Origin of the sequence: Streptomyces sp. SID12501, from assembly GCF_010550245.1 — a bacterium.
GTDB lineage: Bacteria > Actinomycetota > Actinomycetes > Streptomycetales > Streptomycetaceae > Streptomyces.
The window spans coordinates 19,847-38,479 of record NZ_JAAGLU010000057.1 but is presented as its reverse complement, the minus strand read 5'-3'; the positions used below and the strand labels follow the sequence as shown (position 1 = coordinate 38,479).

At 72.3% G+C, this 18,633-nt stretch carries 13 protein-coding genes and 1 pseudogene; 8 read left to right on the top strand and 6 right to left on the bottom strand.

The window, feature by feature from the left end:
* Both G3I71_RS41445 and G3I71_RS41440 read right to left on the bottom strand, forming a co-directional pair.
* Positions 1-229 (bottom strand): annotated as a pseudogene (locus tag G3I71_RS41445) (hypothetical protein); the annotation flags it as partial.
* An 89-nt stretch (positions 230-318) separates the two neighbouring features.
* Entirely contained in the window at positions 319-1,677 is a 1,359-nt protein-coding gene (locus G3I71_RS41440; RefSeq protein ID WP_164323446.1) for an SWIM zinc finger family protein, read from the bottom strand.
* Between the two features lie 167 nt (positions 1,678-1,844).
* Between G3I71_RS41440 and G3I71_RS41435 the strand changes: the two genes are divergently transcribed.
* The 5 genes from G3I71_RS41435 (at position 1,845) to sucD (ending at position 9,677) form a co-directional block, all read left to right on the top strand.
* Positions 1,845-2,990, top strand: coding sequence for an AAA family ATPase (locus tag G3I71_RS41435; RefSeq protein ID WP_164323444.1), 1,146 nt, complete (start codon positions 1,845-1,847; stop codon positions 2,988-2,990).
* Positions 2,991-3,101: 111 nt separating this feature from the next.
* A complete protein-coding gene (locus tag G3I71_RS41430; RefSeq protein WP_164323453.1) occupies positions 3,102-5,771 on the top strand; it encodes a DUF5682 family protein in 2,670 nt (889 codons plus the stop codon).
* Entirely contained in the window at positions 5,768-6,943 is a 1,176-nt protein-coding gene (locus tag G3I71_RS41425; protein WP_164323442.1) for a VWA domain-containing protein, read from the top strand. The genes G3I71_RS41430 and G3I71_RS41425 overlap by 4 nt, the downstream gene beginning before the upstream one ends.
* Before the next feature lie 649 nt (positions 6,944-7,592).
* Positions 7,593-8,771, top strand: coding sequence for an ADP-forming succinate--CoA ligase subunit beta (gene sucC / locus G3I71_RS41420; protein ID WP_164323440.1), 1,179 nt, complete (start codon positions 7,593-7,595; stop codon positions 8,769-8,771).
* A gap of 21 nt (positions 8,772-8,792) precedes the next feature.
* On the top strand, positions 8,793-9,677 hold the full coding sequence (sucD, locus tag G3I71_RS41415; protein ID WP_164323438.1) for a succinate--CoA ligase subunit alpha: 885 nt from the start codon (positions 8,793-8,795) through the stop codon (positions 9,675-9,677).
* Positions 9,678-9,753: 76 nt separating this feature from the next.
* Here sucD and G3I71_RS41410 read toward each other — a convergent pair whose 3' ends face one another.
* Positions 9,754-10,839: a helix-turn-helix domain-containing protein gene (locus tag G3I71_RS41410; RefSeq protein ID WP_164323436.1), complete on the bottom strand. Its 1,086-nt coding sequence runs from the start codon at positions 10,837-10,839 to the stop codon at positions 9,754-9,756.
* Positions 10,840-10,936: 97 nt separating this feature from the next.
* Between G3I71_RS41410 and G3I71_RS41405 the strand changes: the two genes are divergently transcribed.
* The gene (locus tag G3I71_RS41405; RefSeq protein WP_164323434.1) at positions 10,937-12,622 is read left to right on the top strand and encodes a DUF6350 family protein; all 1,686 of its coding nucleotides are present in this window, start codon (positions 10,937-10,939) and stop codon (positions 12,620-12,622) included.
* A gap of 34 nt (positions 12,623-12,656) precedes the next feature.
* Here G3I71_RS41405 and G3I71_RS41400 read toward each other — a convergent pair whose 3' ends face one another.
* The gene (locus G3I71_RS41400; protein ID WP_164323432.1) at positions 12,657-13,478 is read right to left on the bottom strand and encodes a hypothetical protein; all 822 of its coding nucleotides are present in this window, start codon (positions 13,476-13,478) and stop codon (positions 12,657-12,659) included.
* Positions 13,479-13,772: 294 nt separating this feature from the next.
* Between G3I71_RS41400 and purN the strand changes: the two genes are divergently transcribed.
* Both purN and purH read left to right on the top strand, forming a co-directional pair.
* On the top strand, positions 13,773-14,402 hold the full coding sequence (gene purN / locus G3I71_RS41395) for a phosphoribosylglycinamide formyltransferase (protein ID WP_164323430.1): 630 nt from the start codon (positions 13,773-13,775) through the stop codon (positions 14,400-14,402).
* A 17-nt stretch (positions 14,403-14,419) separates the two neighbouring features.
* Positions 14,420-15,991 (top strand): bifunctional phosphoribosylaminoimidazolecarboxamide formyltransferase/IMP cyclohydrolase, encoded by a 1,572-nt coding sequence (gene purH, locus G3I71_RS41390; protein WP_164323451.1) that lies wholly within the window; start codon positions 14,420-14,422, stop codon positions 15,989-15,991.
* A gap of 234 nt (positions 15,992-16,225) precedes the next feature.
* Here the strand turns inward: purH and G3I71_RS41385 are convergent, their stop codons facing one another.
* Positions 16,226-17,842 (bottom strand): serine/threonine-protein kinase, encoded by a 1,617-nt coding sequence (locus tag G3I71_RS41385; RefSeq protein ID WP_164323428.1) that lies wholly within the window; start codon positions 17,840-17,842, stop codon positions 16,226-16,228.
* Positions 17,842-18,588 (bottom strand): FHA domain-containing protein, encoded by a 747-nt coding sequence (locus G3I71_RS41380; protein WP_164323425.1) that lies wholly within the window; start codon positions 18,586-18,588, stop codon positions 17,842-17,844. The genes G3I71_RS41385 and G3I71_RS41380 overlap by 1 nt, the downstream gene beginning before the upstream one ends.
* Between the last annotated feature and the right edge of the window lie 45 nt (positions 18,589-18,633).

The window sequence follows — 18,633 nt, the reverse complement described above, 5'->3', positions numbered from 1 at the left end:
CCGCCGCGGCGGGCTCCGGCCGTGTCGCCGCCCGGGCCGGTCGCAGCCCTGCCCGCCGCCGTACGGTCTCCACGGCCGCCGCGTCGAGCAGCGCGACCGGCGCCTGCCTGCCCGGAGGGCAGCCCGGGGGCGTACGTCGCTCGGTACCGAGCAGTGCCGCGGTGACCAGCTCCTCCCAGGCATCCGCGGCCGGCGAGCCCACGAGGGCGGAGGCCCTGCTGCCGTTCATAAGATTCCCTTTCGTCGTGGCGTCGTGGCGTCGTGGCGTCGTGGCGTCGTGGCGTCGTGGAGCCGTGCGGCGTGGCGTGTCGAGCTGCCTCAGCACAGCGGGACCGCTTGTCCTGCCGCTCCCTCCGGCCAGGCCGTCAGCGGAGTGAATCCCCGGTGACCGCACTCGCCGAAGACCGTGACAGGGGCTCCGCCCGAGAGGGCGACGAGGCGCCACAGCCCCGGGTGGGCGACAGCGGAGGGAGCCAGGGGCAGCGCCAGGTCGGAGTCAGCATCGGCCAGTTGCCAGGAGGCGCCGTCCGGGACGGGTATGACCCGGTCCAGCGTCACCGGGAAGGAGTCCAGCCAGGGGTCGTCCCTGAGCGCCTCCCCGTAGCGCTCCGCCGCGCGCGTGGTCGTCGTCCCCGGCGGCCGCACCTCCGTCGGCGCGGGCGGTGTGAACCGCTCGCCCAGGGCCGCCCGCAACTGCCCGGCGCCGGGATACGCGGACACCTCTGCGTCGAACGCGAGGCCGACCGGCAGCGCCAGTTCGGGGGCTCGGCCGGCGGCCCCGTACGAGAGCAGCAGGGCGGTACGGCCCGACTCCGCGCCGTGCAGCCAGATCCGGCGGGTCGTCAGGCGGGCGTCCGCCGTCTGGTACTGGGCGAGGACCAGCCACTGGTCGCGCACCGGCGGGCCGTCCGCCGAGCCGGGCAGGCCGATCCGCGAGCGCACCGTCGCCGCCAGACCGTCCGGCAGCTCGTCCCGGCGCAGCCAGCCCCGGTCGAGGAGGTGGAGCAGCGCGCACTCCTCCAGCAACCGCACCGGCCAGCCCGGGCCGGACGCCGGTATCGCCCCCAACTCCCTTACCCGCGCCGCCAGTCCGGGCGCCTGGGCATCGACCATGCGGGCCGCCGTCTCCTCCCACAGCCCGTACCCCGTCTGCTCCGCGGTGGCCAGGCCGCCGCGCAGCAGGTCGGCGAGGCGCTGCTCCAGCTCCGTCGCCCCCGCCGTGATCCGCTCGGCCCGGCGCTCCGCCCTGCGCCGTGCCGCCTCCGGATCACCGGACCCGGACGGGGAACCGGCCGCGTCGGCCGTCCGTTTCTCCTCCGTGCGCTTCCGCCGCCCCGCCAGCCACTCCTCCGCCCAGCCCGGCGCCTCCCCTCGCGGTACCGCGCCGTCCTCGCCCGCCCAGAGCAGCAGCAGCCCGAGTGCGTGCTTGCACGGGAACTTGCGGCTCGGACAACTGCACTTGTACGCGGGCCCGGTGGCGTCCGCGATGTCGACGACCGTCTGATACGGCTTGCTGCCACTGCCCTTGCACAGTCCCCACACCGTCCCCTCGTCAGAACCGCCGGCTTCCGACCACGGCCCGGCCGCGCCGAGTTTGCTTCCCGCTTTGCGTGACGAGACGTCAGGCGCCAGTGCCAGCACCTGATCCGCCGTCCAGCGCACCCCCTGCTGAGTCATGACACCGACGGTAGATCCCGGCACTGACAATCGGCCCTCGCGGCGATCTCCACTCAGCCATCGAAACGGCATTTTCGCAGGTCAGACCGCGTTGTCAGTGGCGTGGTGCAGTGTGGACACCAGATCCGAACGGGCCAAGACCGGCCGAGCTGGAGGGGGACCGAGCCATGCCTGTATCCGCTGGACCGACATCCGTCGACCCGCGTCACGAGCAGTCCGCGCACGCGAACCGCACGGAGGAACTGCGTCCGCACGCCGAGGACGCCTTCGCCGCCGAACTCGCGGCGCTGGCCGCACAGGACGACCGCCCGCGCCCGGCCCGCTGGAAACTGTCCCCGTGGGCCGTCGCGACCTACCTTCAAGGCGGCACCCTGCCCGACGGCACGGTGATCACACCGAAGTACGTGGGCCCGCGCCGCATCGTCGAGGTCGCCGTCACGACCCTCGCGACCGACCGTGCCCTGTTGCTGCTCGGCGTGCCCGGTACGGCGAAGACCTGGGTGTCCGAGCACCTGGCGGCGGCTGTCAGCGGCGACTCCACGCTGCTCGTCCAGGGCACGGCCGGCACGCCGGAGGAGGCGATCCGGTACGGCTGGAACTACGCACGGCTGCTCGCGCACGGTCCGAGCCGCGAGGCTCTCGTGCCCAGCCCCGTCATGCGGGCGATGGCGGAGGGGATGACGGCCCGCGTCGAGGAGCTGACCCGTATCCCGGCCGACGTGCAGGACACGCTGATCACGATCCTGTCGGAAAAGAACCTGCCGATACCGGAGTTGGGGCAGGAGGTGCAGGCGGTACGCGGATTCAACCTGATCGCGACGGCCAACGACCGTGACCGCGGGGTCAACGAGCTGTCCAGCGCCCTGCGCCGCCGCTTCAACACGGTGGTGCTGCCACTTCCGGAGAGCGCCGATGCCGAGGTCGACATCGTCTCGCGCCGGGTCGACCAGATCGGCCGCTCACTCGACCTGCCGGCCGTGCCGGACGGCGTCGACGAGATCCGTCGCGTCGTGACCGTCTTCCGCGAACTGCGCGACGGGATCACGTCCGACGGCCGGACGAAGCTGAAGTCGCCCAGCGGCACGCTGTCGACCGCCGAGGCGATCTCGGTCGTCACCAGCGGCCTGGCCCTGGCGGCCCACTTCGGCGACGGCGTCCTGCGGGCCTCCGACGTCGCGGCGGGCATCCTCGGCGCAGTCGTCCGCGATCCGGTGGCAGACCGGGTCGTCTGGCAGGAGTACCTGGAGGCGGTGGTCCGCGAACGCGACGGCTGGAAGGACTTCTACCGGGCGTGCCGGGAGGTGAGCGCATGAGCCGTGCTGCGGGCGCGGGCGCGGATGGACGGGGGCGTGTGTACGGGATGTCGGTGGGAGGCGGTTCGGTGTCCGTGCCGTTCGGTGGCGTGAGTGAAGCGGTCGGTGACGATGACTCGATGTGGAGCAGGAGGGGGCGGTGTGAGGGACATTGAGGCCGGCGCCGGGCCGTTGCTGCTCGGTGTGCGGCATCACGGGCCCGGGTCGGCGCGGGCGGTGCGGGCCGCGTTGGCTGCGGCACGGCCGGCGGTCGTACTGATCGAGGGGCCGCCCGAGGCCGACGCACTGATCCCGCTGGCCGCCGACGAGGACATGCGGCCGCCGGTCGCCCTGCTGGCCCACGCCGTGGACGAACCCGGCCGCTCGGCGTTCTGGCCGCTGGCCGAGTTCTCCCCGGAGTGGGTGGCGATCCGCTGGGCCCTCGAACACGGGGTCCCCGCCCGCTTCATCGACCTCCCCGCCACGCACACGCTGGCGTGGGAGAACGAGAACGAGGGCGGGGGCGGGGGTGACGGCGAGAGCCAGGGCGAGGGAAGCGACGGCCGTTCGCCGGAACCGGACGCGGATACCGGCCCGGACACCGCCCCGGATGCCGACCATGCCGATCTGCGGGTCGATCCGCTCGCCGTGCTCGCGCGGACCGGCGGTTACGACGATCCGGAGCGCTGGTGGGAGGACGTCGTCGAGCACCGGGGGACGGGGGAGGGGGACGCGTTCGCTCCCTTCGAGGTGCTCGAAGAGGCCATGGGCGCGTTGCGCGAGGTGTACGGGACCGGGGGCCATGACCGGGATCCGGTGCGGGAGGCGTACATGCGGCTCCAGGTGCGGTCGGCGCAGCGGGAGTTCGGGGACACGGCGGTGGCCGTGGTGTGCGGGGCGTGGCATGTGCCCGCGCTGCGGCAGAAGATCGCCGTCGCCGCCGACCGGGCGCTGCTGAAGGGTCTGCCCAAGGTCAAGGTGGATGTGACCTGGGTGCCGTGGACGCACCGGAGGCTCGCGCGGGCCGGCGGTTACGGGGCGGGCATCGACTCGCCCGGCTGGTACGGGCATCTGTTCGGCGCGCGGGACCGGCCGGTCGAGCGGTGGATGACCAAGGTGGCTGGGCTGCTGCGCGACGAGGACAGGATGGTCTCCTCGGCGCACGTCATCGAGGCGGTGCGGCTGGCGGAGACGCTCGCCGCGATGCGGGGCCGCCCGCTGCCGGGGCTCACCGAGACGACGGACGCCGTGCGGGCGGTGATGTGCGAGGGCTCGGACGTCCCGCTGGCCCTGGTGCAGGACCGGCTCGTCGTCGGGGACGTGCTCGGGGAGGTACCCCAGGCGGCGCCCGCTGTGCCGTTGCAGCGTGACCTGACGCGGCTTCAGCGCCGGTTGCGGCTCAAACCGGAGGCGCTGGAAAGGGAGTTGGAGCTCGACCTGCGCAAGGACACCGACGCCGAACGCAGTCGGCTGCTGCACCGCCTGCGGCTGCTCGGGATCGGCTGGGGCGAGCCCGCGGCGTCGCGCGGCAGTACCGGTACCTTCCGCGAGACGTGGCGGCTGCGGTGGGAGCCGGAGCTGGCGATACGGGTCGCCGAGGCCGGTGTGTGGGGGACGACCGTGCTCTCGGCGGCGACCGCCAGAGCGGAGGCCGACGCCGTCGGCGCGGGCTCGCTGGCCGGCGTGACCGCGCTCGCCGAGCGCTGTCTGCTCGCCGAACTGGCCGACGCGCTCCCCGTGGTGATGCGCGTCCTCGCCGACCGCGCGGCCCTGGACGCCGACGTGGGTCATCTGGCCCAGGCCCTGCCGGCGCTGGTCCGGTCCCTGCGCTACGGCGACGTCCGCGGCACGGACACCCGGGCGCTGGCCGAGGTCGCGGCGGGTCTCGCCGAGCGGGTCTTCGTCGGCCTGCCCCCGGCCTGCGCCGCGCTCGACACGGAGGCCGCCGAGGAAATGCGGCGCCATGTGGACGCGGTGCACGGGGCGGTGGGGCTGCTCGGGGAGGCCGCGGGCATGAACGCGGTTCCGGTGAAGGCTCCGGTGGATACCGCTGCTGCGGGGGCGTCTCCGGGCGTCGTCTCCGCGGGCGCTGCCGCGGAGGTCCCCGCGAGAGTCTCTGAACCCGAGGACGCTCCTGCGAGTGGCACTGCGGCCACCTCTGCCACCTCTGCCACCTCGGCCTCCTCGTCCCCCGGGGCTTTCGCGGACGCCGCCGAGGATGTCCGCGCGCCGGGACACCACAGCAAGCTGCGGAGCCGCTGGCACTCCGTGCTCCGGGTGTTGTCCGGGCGGGACAGTGTGGCCGGAGTCGTGCGTGGGCGGGCCGTGCGGTTGCTGCTGGACGACGGGGAGCTGGCGCAGGACGAGGCGGCGGTCCTCATGGGGCTCGTGCTGTCGCCCGGCACGGCGCCGGGGGACGCGGCAGCGTGGATCGAGGGGTTCGTCGGGGGCGGCTCCGGGGGCGGGATGCTGCTGGTGCACGACGAACGGCTGCTCGGGCTGGTCGACGCCTGGCTGACCGGGGTGCCGGCGGCGGCGTTCACCGATGTGCTGCCCCTGCTGAGGCGCACCTTCTCGGTGTACGAGCCCGGCGTGCGCAGAACCCTGGGGGAACTGGTCCGGCGCGGTCCGGGGAAGCGGGGGAGCGCGGTGGCAGGCGCCGCCGGTCTGCCGGGCTTCGCACCCGACCTCGACCCCCGGCGAGCGGATGCCGTGCTGCCGGTGCTGCGGCTGCTGCTGGGGCCGTCGGACGCGGGTGACGGGGGCGTCGACGACAACAACCTTGTGGGGGTGGGGACATGACGACGGCGACCGAGTCGGCGGATCCGGCACAGGAGCGGTTGCGGCGGTGGCGGCTCGTGCTCGGGGGCGACGCGGCGGACGGTACCGGGTGCGCGCTCTCCGGACAGGACGCCGCGATGGACGGGACACTCACCGCGCTCTACGGGAGAGGGGACGGGGCCAAGGACCGGGCGGGGCGGGACCGTTCGGCGGGGCTCGGGGCGTCCGCGCCGTCGGTCGCGCGATGGCTCGGCGACATCCGGACGTACTTCCCGTCGTCCGTCGTACAGATCATGCAGCGGGACGCCATCGACCGGCTCGGGCTCTCCGCCCTCCTGCTGGAGCCCGAGATGCTGGAGGCGGTCGAGGCGGACGTCCACCTCGTCGGCACGCTGCTCTCCCTCAACAAGGTGATGCCGGAGACGACGAAGGAGACGGCGAGAGCGGTCGTACGCAAGGTCGTCGCGGACCTCGAGAAGAGGCTCGCCACGCGGACCCGGGCCACGCTCACCGGTGCCCTGGACCGCAGTGCCCGTATCAGCAGGCCGCGCCATCACGACATCGACTGGAACCGCACGATCGCGGCCAACCTCAAGCACTACCTCCCCGAGTACCGCACGATCGTGCCGGAGCGGCTCATCGGCTACGGGCGCGCCTCCCGGTCGGTGAAGAAGGAGGTCGTCCTGTGCATCGACCAGTCGGGGTCGATGGCGGCGTCGGTGGTGTACGCGTCGGTGTTCGGGGCGGTGCTGGCGTCCATGCGGTCGATCGACACCAGGCTCGTCGTCTTCGACACGGCGGTCGTCGACCTCACCGATCAGCTCGACGATCCGGTGGATGTGCTGTTCGGTACGCAGCTCGGCGGCGGCACGGACATCAACAGGGCGCTCGCCTACTGCCAGTCGAAGATCACCCGGCCCGCCGAGACCGTGGTCGTGCTGATCAGTGACCTCTACGAGGGAGGCATACGCGACGAGATGCTGAAGCGGGTCGCCGCGATGAAGGCGTCCGGGGTGCAGTTCGTGACGCTGCTCGCGCTGTCGGACGAGGGGGCGCCGGCGTACGACAGGGAGCACGCGGCGGCACTCGCGGCGCTGGGCGCACCGGCGTTCGCCTGCACGCCCGATCTGTTCCCGGACATCATGGCCGCGGCGATCGAGAAGCGCCCGCTGCCGATACCCGACACCGAGTGAGCCGAGTGAGCCGAGTGGGCGGTGTGAGCCGCGTGAATCGGGCGGTCGTCGATCGTGGCGGTCCCCGGCAGGGTGGGCACGGCGATGGGCATGCCGTCGCGTTGAGTCGGCGGGCGACGACTGCACGGAGTGCCAGCCGGGACCCTGGCCTCTCCGCGCACTCGCCGTGACCCCCGCTCGCCTGACGCGCGGATCTTCCGGACTCCGCCGGGAGAGTCCCCGTACGGCCGAACGCCATCGGTCCGGTCGGGGCGTGCCCGGCGGGCAGTGGCGAGCGGCTCCCTCAGGGGTGAGGACCGCTTGCCGGGGGGCCGCCGAAACCGTTGGCGGGCCTTCCAGGGGCCTCACGGGGCCCACCCCGGCGCGGTGAGGCCTCACCTTTGCGCCCCTATGCATTCGTAACGCGTCTTTACGGCCCTCGAACGGGACGATTCGGGGCCGTCAGTGGCACTCTGTGACAGGTATCACCGCTCAGGTGTGATTCCTGATTTAGGGACCTGCGGGGTGCGGCGATAACCTGCGGGACGGACATGCCGCGCGCTCGGACACCGTGTGCGCCACCCTTGTGACACAGCGGACGTCACGTTGCCCATCGCGGCACGCCCACGCAGACAACGAACCGCGAGATCACTGATAGGGACGGACGCGCGTGGACCTGTTCGAGTACCAGGCGAGGGACCTCTTCGCCAAGCACGGTGTACCGGTGCTGGCCGGTGAAGTCATCGACACGCCTGAGGCGGCGCGCGCGGCGACCGAGCGTCTGGGCGGCAAGTCCGTCATCAAGGCGCAGGTGAAGGTCGGTGGTCGTGGAAAGGCCGGCGGCGTGAAGCTCGCCGCCACCCCGGACGAGGCCGTCGCCCGCGCGACGGACATCCTCGGCATGGACATCAAGGGCCACACGGTCCACAAGGTGATGATCGCCGAGACCGCCCCCGAGATCGTCGAGGAGTACTACGTCTCGTACCTCCTCGACCGCACCAACCGCACCTTCCTCGCCATGGCGTCCGTCCAGGGCGGCGTGGAGATCGAGGTCGTCGCGGAGGAGAACCCCGAGGCCCTCGCGAAGGTCCCGGTCGACGCCAACGAGGGCGTGAGCATCGAGAAGGCCCGCGAGATCGTCGCGCAGGCGAAGTTCCCGGCCGAGGTCGCCGAGCAGGTCGCCGAGATCCTCGTGACCCTGTGGGACACCTTCATCAAGGAGGACGCCCTCCTCGTCGAGGTCAACCCCCTCGCCAAGGTCGCCTCCGGCAAGGTCATCGCCCTCGACGGCAAGGTGTCCCTGGACGAGAACGCCGAGTTCCGCCAGCCGGACCACGCGGCGCTCGAGGACAAGGACGCGGCCAACCCGCTCGAGGCCGCCGCGAAGGCCAAGAACCTCAACTACGTCAAGCTCGACGGTGAGGTCGGCATCATCGGCAACGGCGCGGGTCTCGTCATGAGCACCCTCGACGTCGTCGCGTACGCCGGTGAGGCGCACGGTGGGGTCAAGCCCGCCAACTTCCTCGACATCGGCGGTGGCGCCTCCGCCGCCGTCATGGCGAACGGCCTGGAGATCATCCTCGGTGACCCGGACGTCAAGTCCGTGTTCGTCAACGTCTTCGGCGGCATCACCGCGTGCGACGAGGTCGCCAACGGCATCGTGCAGGCGCTGCAGCTGCTCGCGGACAAGGGTGAGGAAGTCTCCAAGCCCCTCGTCGTCCGTCTCGACGGCAACAACGCCGAGCTGGGTCGCAAGATCCTCTCCGACGCCAACCACCCGCTGGTCCAGCGGGTGGACACCATGGACGGCGCGGCCGACAAGGCCGCCGAGCTCGCGGCTGCGAAGTAAGGAAGAGGGACAGACACAGCCATGGCTATCTTCCTCGACAAAGACAGCAAGATCATCGTCCAGGGCATGACCGGTGCCACGGGCATGAAGCACACCAAGCTCATGCTGGCGGACGGCTCCAACATCGTCGGTGGCGTGAACCCGCGCAAGGCGGGCACCTCCGTCGACATCGACGGCACCGAGATCCCGGTCTTCGGCACGGTCGCCGAGGCGATCGAGAAGACGGGCGCGAACGTATCGGTCCTCTTCGTACCGCCGGCCTTCGCCAAGGCCGCCGTGGTCGAGGCGATCGACGCGGAGATCCCCCTCGCGGTCGTCATCACCGAGGGCATCGCGGTCCACGACTCCGCCGCCTTCTGGGCGTACGCGAAGTCGAAGGGCAACAAGACCCGCATCATCGGCCCGAACTGCCCCGGTCTCATCACCCCGGGCCAGTCGAACGCCGGCATCATCCCGGGCGACATCACGAAGCCGGGCCGTATCGGTCTGGTCTCGAAGTCCGGCACGCTGACGTACCAGATGATGTACGAGCTCCGTGACATCGGCTTCTCGTCGGCGGTCGGTATCGGTGGCGACCCGGTCATCGGGACGACGCACATCGACGCGCTGGCCGCGTTCGAGGCGGACCCCGACACCGATCTGATCGTGATGATCGGTGAGATCGGCGGTGACGCCGAGGAGCGTGCCGCGGACTTCATCGCGAAGAACGTGACGAAGCCGGTTGTCGGTTACGTCGCGGGCTTCACGGCCCCCGAGGGCAAGACGATGGGCCACGCCGGTGCCATCGTCTCCGGCTCGTCGGGTACGGCTGCCGCGAAGAAGGAGGCCCTTGAGGCCGCCGGTGTCAAGGTCGGCAAGACGCCGACCGAGACGGCGAAGCTGGCGCGTGAGATTCTCGCCGGCTGACGTTTCCTCGCGGTACTGAGCTGAACCCATGTGGGCCCGTTCCCCTTGCCGGGACGGGCCCACAGCCATGCGTATCTCACCTGGGCACCGGCAGGACCCTGTCGGGGCCGCTCTGCGTCGCGTTCCGAAGTTTCTCGCGGAGGTCCCGTTCCGTCCGGGACAACGGTCCCGGGGCCGCCTGCGGTGGTACTCCCCGCACTGTTGTCCCCGGAGCCACCGGTGGCTCGTACTGCGTCGGAGCCGTGTGGAGGGTGAACGCGGTGGCGCCGATCAGGGCGACGGTGAAGGCGATCGCCGCCTGGGTCCAGTTGCGGGCGCGGCGTTCGCTGCCCGCGCGGACGGACGAGGGGCGGGGGGCGCGCAGCCGGGCGTGGGTGGCCAGGCCCGCCAGACGGGGCGCGAGGCGGGCCGGATCCGTGAGGTCCGGCAGGCGGGTCGCCACCGTCTCGCGGGCGTGGAGGAGACGGCCCGCCGCCGCCCGGGTGCTCGCCTCCGTCTCCGCCGCCGTCTCGGGCAGGCCGAGGCCCAGTCCGTCGTGGAGGAGCAGGGTGCGGCGGTACGGCGGGGGGAGTCTCAGGAGGACGGACAGCAGCGCGCGGTCGGCCGGGTCGGCGGGCGGGGCCTCCGGGTGGCGGTGGCGGGCCCGGAAGCGGTGCCAGGGGGAGAGGGCACACTCGTACGCCGTCGCCCGTACCCACCCCGCCGGGTCCGGGTCCACGGCCACCTCGGGCCAGCGGTGCCAGGCCAGCTGGAACGCCCGTTCGACCGACTCGCGCGCCAACTCCCGCCGCCCGGTGAGGAGATAGGTCTGCCGTACGAGGGCGGGGGCGCAGAACGCGTAGAGCGCGTCGAAGGCCTGAGTGGGCGTCAGGGGCGCGATGGGGGCGTCGACCGTCCCCTTTTCCGCGACGGCTGCGGCTACGGGTACGGCCAGGGCTACGGGCGTCGGCGCCGGTGTCGGCGCAGGTGCCGACGCCAGCAGGCTCGCGTACGTCTGTGCCTTGCGTCCGCGCGGTGTCGTACGGCCGGTCTCCCACGCGCGTACCGTCTCGCGGCTGACGCCCACCCGTGTCGCGACCTGAGCCCGCGTCAGCGACTGGGCCTCGCGCAGGCGCCGGCGTTCGGCGGGCGGGGGCAGCGGGATGGTGGGGCTTTGCGTCACCGGGGGCCCCTTCGCGCGGAAAAGTACATAAAACGTATATTGAGTGACACGTCGTAAGTTCGCCTGTTACGACGGGAAAGCGCGTGTCGTTGGGAGCATGGCGCTCGTGACCCAGACGACCGACCGCCGGCTCCCCTTCCCGCCCCTGCGTACCCGGGCCCGCTCCCGGGGCCGTTCCCGGTTGCGCGATCGGCTCCGCGATCGGCTCCGCGACCGTCTGCGCGACCGTTCCCCCGGACTCGGCGCGGGCCTGCTCGGCGGCGCGGTCGCGGCCGGACTGGGGCTCGGTTCGTTCGCCGTGCTCGTCATGGTGCTGTGGATCAGCTCGCCGTATCCGGACAGCGGCCCCGACGGCGCGCTGCACATCGCCGCCGCACTCTGGCTGCTCGCCCACGGCGCCGAACTCGTCCGCGTGGACAGCCTGTCCGGCGTCCCCGCCCCCGTCGGCGTCACCCCGCTCCTGCTGCTCGCGCTCCCGGGCTGGCTGCTGCACCGCGCAGCCCGCGACGCGACGGAGGGCCCGGAGGAAGAGGGCGCGACACAGGACGCGCCCCTTCTTCCCGCCCGTACCGTCTGGCTCGGCGTGGTCGCCGGGTATCTGACCGTCGGCGGGGGCGTCGCGCTGTACGCGGCCGGGGGCGGGCTGCGTCCCGACTGGGCGTGGACGGCCGTATGCGTGCCGCTGCTCGTCATGGCGGCGGCGGGTGCCGGGGTGTGGACGGCGTACGGCCGACCGTGCGGACCCCTGTCGCCCCGGGTGCTGTATCTGCTGCCCAGGTGGGTACGCCGACGCGTGCTGGACGCGGATGCCCGTGGCCGTGGTCTGGCCGTCGGGAGGGCCGCCGGGGCGGGTACCGCCGTGTTCGTCGGGGGCGGGGCGCTGCTCGTCGCGGTGTCGCTGGTGGGGCACGGCGGGGCCGCCCGGGCCTCCTTCCTCCAGCTGACGGAGGCGTGGTCGGGCCGGATCGCCGTACTGCTGCTCTGTCTGGCCCTCATCCCCAACGCGGCACTGTGGGGCGCTTCCTACGCCCTCGGCCCGGGTTTCGCGCTCGGCGCGGGCCACGTCACCGGGCCGCTGGCCTCCGACCCGGCGCCGCTGCTGCCGCCGTTCCCGCTGCTGTCGGCGGTACCGGACGCGGGTCCGGGTACCCCGCTGGCCTGGGCGGTCACCGCGGTACCGATGGCGGCCGGGCTGACCGTGGCCTGGTTCACGGCGCGGGCGGCAGGGACAGGGACGGGGGCAGGGGCAGGGAAGGCTCCATGGTCGGGCGGGCGTACCGCTGCGAACGCGGGTCTTGCCGCCGCCCTGTGCGCGGGCGCGCTCGCGGCGCTTGCCGCGCTGGCGGGCGGGCCGCTCGGGAGCGACGCCCTCGCCCACGTAGGGCCGGTGTGGTGGCAGACGGGCGCGGCGACGCTCGCGTGGACGGCCGCCGTCGCCGTACCGACGGCCCTGGGGCTGCGCGCGTGGCGGCTGCGGAAGCGGCCGAAGGACACCGCCACGGACACCGGCACGCTGAAGCTGACGCCCCTGGCGTTGCCCAACGGGACGAGGAAGCCGAACGAGACGGTGGCCGACGACGCCTACGAGGCGAGCGACCCCTACGAGTTGGAAGCCGCCTACGACTTCCTCCCCGCAGACCTGCCGTCACCGTCACTGCCATCGGCACAGGCGCCGGCGCCCTGGTACGACGACACCGCGTCCCGCGAGGCTCGCTGGGCGGCGCTCAAGGAGGCGTCGGCGACGCCACCACCAGAGCCGGAGCCGGAAGAGGCTCAGCCGTAGCCAGTCGTAGCCGTGGGCAGAGCTGTTCGCGGATCTAGCTGTCCAAGCCGAACACCTTCCGGAGTGGCTTCGGGAACAGGTCGTTGCAGGCCTTCGCGGAGGTGGTCGTGAGGGCGTCGTTCGCGCACGTGTAGTAGTCGCGGTAGACGATCTGGAGGGTGAACAGCCCGGCGACCATGGCGAGGGCCAGGGAGGCGGTGACCAGGCCGCTGATCGCGGCCGTCCGCTGCTGCCGCCCCCCGCCGCCCGTGCCCTGCGGGGGCGCCGGGACGTCCGGGTTCGGGGTGCGGGGCTTGGCGCGCAGGGCGCCGATACCCCAGTGCAGGGCGAGCGCGCCGAGCAACAGCGCCACGTACGGCCACATGAAGAGTGCGAAGAAGAAGGCCCACATACCGCACAGCAGTGCGTAACGCGCCTGGCGCTGGGCCGGGTCCGTCGGGTCCCAGCGAGGGTTGGTGCCCTGCCCGTCACCCTGGCCCTCGGGGCCACCCTGGCCACCCTGTCCGCCGGACCGGCCGGAGCGGTCGCCGAAGACGCTCGTGGAACGGCCGGGCTGCCGGTCGCTCCACAGACTGCCCCACGGTGAGTCACCGCCGCCGCTGTCGTCGGAGGCGTCGTCGCCCGCCGGACGCCGGGGCTGCCAGGGCTTGTCCGGTGTGCCTTCCGGCGGTGGCGCGAACGGGTTGTCGTCCTGGGCCGAGGTCCCCTGACCGTCGTCGTTCGCGCCGGTGTCGGCGGTGTCGCCCGTGGCGCCGTTCTTCTTGCCCGAGGGCGCGTCGGGCGGGGACGCGGGGCGCTCCCGCAGCAGCACAGACTGCGGGGTGAGCGTGAGGAGTCGCAGGCTGCGGTCCGACATCAAGTGAGCGTCTTCCCCTTGTTGATCACGGCCGTCGGTTCACGGCTGTCGATACGGCTGTCCATTACGGCTGTTCGGCATGAGCCGCCACCCCGTGAACGCACCGCATGACCACCGCGTTCCCGGACCGGCTCCTCCCAGACGCTACCTTCCGGCCACGCCCCCGTCCCGTGGGGGCTGTCCGGAGTGCCGGTATCGTTGCTGGCGGTCGGCCGCTTCGTAGACTTCCCCGTATCCCGGGGCGCGAAGCATTCGTACGACCATACAAACGCTCCCCCGAGAAAGGGCCCCGCCGTGGCCGAGTCCCAGGCCGCCAAGCGTCTTGTCGTGCTGGTCTCCGGATCCGGTACGAACCTGCAGGCGCTCCTCGACACCGTCGCGGCCACCGGCACCGGGGCCTACGGGGCCGAGATCGTCGCGGTCGGCGCCGACCGCGACGGCATCGAGGGGCTCGCGCGCGCGGAGCGGGCCGGGCTGCCGACCTTCGTGTGCCGGGTGAAGGACCACGGCACCCGGGCGGAGTGGGACGCGGCGCTCGCCGGGGCGGTGGCCGCGTACGAACCCGACCTGGTCGTCTCCGCCGGGTTCATGAAGATCGTGGGCAAGGAGTTCCTGGCCCTGTTCGGCGGGCGGTTCGTCAACACGCACCCCGCCCTGCTGCCCAGTTTTCCCGGGGCCCACGGCGTTCGCGACGCACTCGCGTACGGCGCGAGGGTCACCGGCTGCACCGTCCACTTCGTCGACGACGGCGTCGACACCGGACCGATCATCGCTCAGGGCGTGGTCGAGATCCGGGACGAGGACGACGAGAGCGCTCTGCACGAGCGCATCAAGGAAGTCGAGCGAAGGCTGCTCGTCGATGTCGTGGGGCGGCTCGCCCGCAACGGCTATCGCATTGAGGGACGAAAGGTAGTTATCCAGTGACCGCCGACACCGCCGACATCACTGTCACGGCCGAGAGCAACAAGCGGGCCCTTCGCCGGGCGCTCGTCAGCGTCTACGACAAGACCGGCCTGGAGGAGCTGGCCCGTGGCCTGCACGAGGCCGGCGTGGAACTCGTCTCCACGGGATCGACGGCGGGCCGGATCGCCGCCGCCGGCGTCCCCGTCACCAAGGTCGAGGAGCTCACCGGCTTCCCCGAGTGCCTGGACGGCCGGGTCAAGACCCTGCACCCCAAGGTGCACGCGGGCATCCTCGCCGACCTGCGCCTGGAGGATCACCGCACTCAGCTCGCCGAGCTGGGCGTCGAGCCCTTCGACCTGGTCGTCGTCAACCTCTACCCGTTCCGCGAGACGGTCGCCTCCGGCGCCTCGCCCGACGAGTGCGTGGAGCAGATCGACATCGGCGGCCCGTCGATGGTCCGCGCCGCCGCCAAGAACCACCCGTCGGTCGCCGTGGTCACCAGCCCGGCGCGGTACGCCGACGTGCTGAGCGCCGTACAGACCGGCGGCTTCGACCTCACCACCCGCAAGCGGCTCGCCGCCGAGGCCTTCCAGCACACCGCCGCGTACGACGTGGCGGTCGCCTCCTGGTTCGCGTCGTCGTACGCCCCGGTGGACGAGTCGCAGTTCCCCGACTTCCTCGGCGCCACCTGGGAGCGCGATAACACCCTCCGCTACGGCGAGAACCCGCACCAGCCCGCCGCCCTGTACGTCGACGGCACGGGTGGCGGTCTCGCCAAGGCCGAGCAGCTGCACGGCAAGGAGATGTCGTACAACAACTACACGGACACGGACGCCGCCCGCCGTGCCGCGTACGACCATGACGAGCCCTGTGTCGCGATCATCAAGCACGCCAACCCGTGCGGTATCGCGGTCGGTTCTGACGTCGCCGAGGCGCACCGCAAGGCGCACGCGTGCGACCCGCTGTCGGCGTTCGGCGGTGTGATCGCCGTCAACCGGCCGGTCAGCAAGGAGATGGCGGAGCAGGTCGCGGAGATCTTCACCGAGGTCATCGTCGCGCCCGACTACGAGGAGGGGGCGCTGGAAGCCCTCGCCAAGAAGAAGAACATCCGGGTGCTCAAGGCCGCCGGCGCGCCCGCCAACCCGGTCGAGGTCAAGCCGATCGACGGCGGTGTGCTGCTCCAGGTGACGGACCGGCTCCAGGCCGACGGCGACGACCCGGCCAACTGGACCCTGGCGACGGGCGAGGCGCTGTCCGCGTCCGAGCTCGAGGACCTCGCCTTCGCCTGGAAGGCGTGCCGGGCCGTCAAGTCCAACGCCATCCTGCTGGCCAAGGGCGGCGCCTCGGTCGGCGTCGGCATGGGCCAGGTCAACCGCGTCGACTCGGCGAAGCTGGCGGTCGAGCGGGCGGGGGAGGAGCGGGCGCGCGGTGCGTACGCGGCCTCGGACGCGTTCTTCCCGTTCCCCGACGGGCTGGAGATCCTGACGGCCGCCGGGGTCAAGGCCGTGGTGCAGCCCGGCGGTTCGATGCGGGACGAGCTGGTCGTGGAAGCGGCGCAGAAGGCGGGCGTCACCATGTACTTCACGGGGACGCGGCACTTCTTCCACTGAGCCGCGCTTTCAGCGCTGATCCGCACACGCGGAGGCGGGCGGCCCGGCAAACGGCGCCGGACCGCCCGCCTCCGTCCGGTGTGTCAGGTCAGCCGGACCGAGCAGGAGCCGGCGGTCACCCAGCGGTGCGAGCGGATGTTGTTGTCCACGATGGGGCCGCTGCTGAAGAAGTTTTCGGACAGGTTGTCCGCGTAGTACTCGTGTGTGTGCGGGGATACCTCGGAACTCTCAGGGTCACTTCTTCCCCGGTGGCGTGTACTCCTTGAGGTAGTGAGCGACGCGGTCGGCGTACAAGCGGTTGCTCGGGGGAACTCCGCCCGCGTCGTTCACTGTCTTGTACGAGGTGCGGTACCCGGCGGCGATCAGCACCCGGCGGTCGCCCGGCAGGCCGGATTCCAGCCGCGGCGCGATCCAGCACAGGTAGCGGCCCATCGCCGGAATGGACTCGGCGGGCGGGAAGGGGGGTTCGGGGACCTCCTCCTCGGGCGTACCGTCGTCGCTCATCCACCAGCGCAGCACGCTCGGGGTCCAACGGGCGATGCCGTACTCGTCCTTGGCGGGGTCGGACAGGTCCGGGTCGAAGTCGCTCTCCACCTTCAGCATGGCGGCGATCAGCGAGGGTGTGACGCCGCTCTGTGAGCAGTCGTGCGCCGTCTCGACGATCAGCAGGCGGTAGGCGGGCGGGATGCCCCGGTCGGCGCGGAGGTCGGCGGTGCCGTACGCGGCGGCGGTGACCTCCGCGCTCCGCTCGGTTTCCTTCCCGGCCGGACTGTCGTCGCCCGCCCAGGTGCTGACGCCGTATCCGAGCGCCGCGACGGCCATGGTGGCGACGGCCGACCCGCCGAGCACCAGTGCCGACCGACGCCCGCGCCGCGCGAACGGCCAAAACAGCCGTGGCAGCCGCGACGCACGCCCGCCCGTGCCGGCCACCGCCGCCACCCGCCGCAGCAGAGCCTCTCCGCCGACCCGCTCCTGGTGCGTCGGGGCCAGACAGTCCCGCACGATCTCCCGCCAGGCGTCCGGGAGTTGAGGAGAAAGGCGCAGCTCCTCCGAGCCGCGTGCGTAGGCGACCGCGGCGTCCCGGCGGGCGGCGGAGGTGCCGCCGGGGAGCGGGAAGGAGCCGCTGAGGGCCAGGTGGGCCAGCACGCCGAAGGCCCAGATGTCGGCCGACGGACGTATCCGGCTGCCCCGCTCACCGATCTCCGACCACAGGAGTTCCGGAGGCGTGTAGTCGGGGGTCGAGAAGGCGGGCGTGTACGCGTGCGTGCCCTCCAGCTCCGCGGCCATGTTGAAGTCGCCCAGCCGCGCCGAACCGTCCCTCATCAGCAGCACATTGGCCGGTTTCAGATCCCCGTGCACCCAGCCCGCCCGGTGCAGTTGGACCAGCCCCTCGCAGATCTGCGCGAGAAGGGCCGGGCCCTGCGGCGCCGACGGGCCCGGTGTGCGGGTGAGGAGGGAAGCCAGGGACTCCTCCGCCTTCTCCAGTACGAGGACCACGGCGCCGTCCAGGTCCGGGTGGGCGGGGTCGTCCACGGTCAGCGTCTCGTACATGCGGATCAGCCGGGGGCGCTTCAGTTTGCGGTGCAACCTCAGCTCACGGTCCGCCAGTTCACGCAGGTGTGCGAGGTGACGGGGGGTACCGGTGCCCGTGGGCAGGAACTTGAGGGCGGCGGTGCGGGGCAGTTCCTCGGGCGCACCGGCGGTGACCACGTCCCCTCCCGCGCCCTGTCCGTCGCCGACACGCCGGGCCTCGTACACGCTGCCGAACGCCCCCGTCGCGATCGGCTCTCTTACCTCCCAGGCGCCCACCCGGTAGCCCCTGGGCACCGTCACCGCGTACGTCTCCGGCATCACCGCTCCACCGGGCCCGGCGCTCTGGTGAGCACGGTCAGGTCGTCCTCTCGTACGAGGTCGAAGCGGAGCGCCAGCGATACCAGGGACGCCTTCTTGCCGTTGAGGCGCGGACCCGTGTCCGCCTCGTCGGGGCTGGGCTTGAGGCGCAGCTTCACGGCCAGGTAGTCGATGTTCCACTGCACCGAAGTGCGGGACGCGGCAGGCCAGTTGGGGCGCAGTCGATCGGCGACCTGGTCCACCGTCGGCAGCGGTGCGTGTGGGGCGCCGCGCAGCCGGGGCTCGCAGAGGGCGGCCAGGACCGCGAAGTAGCGCTTCGTGCGGTCGATGGAGAAGGCGGGGGCCGTCGTCGCCCCGGGCGGGCCGGCGGACGGGTCGCGGTAGTCGTGGCGCGGTGCCCACACCTCCATCGGGAGCAGGTCACCGGCCGCCGGGAGCACGATCCGGGAGAACTCGAAGGGGATCGGCGCGTCCAGCCGCCCCGGGCCCACCTTGACGTGCTCACCTGCGCCCTCCGGGTTCTCGACGACGTACGTCTGGGACCCGCTGTGGTTGCTCAGTATCCAGAAGGCGCCCTGCGCGGTGATCTCACCGGCGGCGCGGGAGACACCCTCGTGCGGGATCTCCAGATCGTTGTCGGTCGCGGACCGGCCGAACGTGAGACGTTCGCCGGGCGCGAGCCGGAAGCGGACGTCTCGTCGCTCGGCCTCCGTGGTCGGCGGAGGTACCACGATGATGCTGTACAAGGTGAGTCTCCCCAGGACCTCGCGGCTACCGGAGTCAGACTAGGG

Bases quoted from the DNA above. Each gene is read 5' to 3' on its own strand.
- G3I71_RS41435 (WP_164323444.1), top strand. From the start codon at position 1,845: ATGCCTGTATCCGCTGGACCGACATCCGTCGACCCGCGTCACGAGCAG.
- G3I71_RS41385 (WP_164323428.1), bottom strand. From the start codon at position 17,842: ATGCCGGAGACGTACGCGGTGACGGTGCCCAGGGGCTACCGGGTGGGC.
- G3I71_RS41405 (WP_164323434.1), top strand. From the start codon at position 10,937: ATGGCGCTCGTGACCCAGACGACCGACCGCCGGCTCCCCTTCCCGCCC.
- G3I71_RS41440 (WP_164323446.1), bottom strand. From the start codon at position 1,677: ATGACTCAGCAGGGGGTGCGCTGGACGGCGGATCAGGTGCTGGCACTG.
- G3I71_RS41400 (WP_164323432.1), bottom strand. From the start codon at position 13,478: ATGTCGGACCGCAGCCTGCGACTCCTCACGCTCACCCCGCAGTCTGTG.
- G3I71_RS41430 (WP_164323453.1), top strand. From the start codon at position 3,102: ATGACTCGATGTGGAGCAGGAGGGGGCGGTGTGAGGGACATTGAGGCC.
- G3I71_RS41425 (WP_164323442.1), top strand. From the start codon at position 5,768: ATGACGACGGCGACCGAGTCGGCGGATCCGGCACAGGAGCGGTTGCGG.
- sucD (WP_164323438.1), top strand. From the start codon at position 8,793: ATGGCTATCTTCCTCGACAAAGACAGCAAGATCATCGTCCAGGGCATG.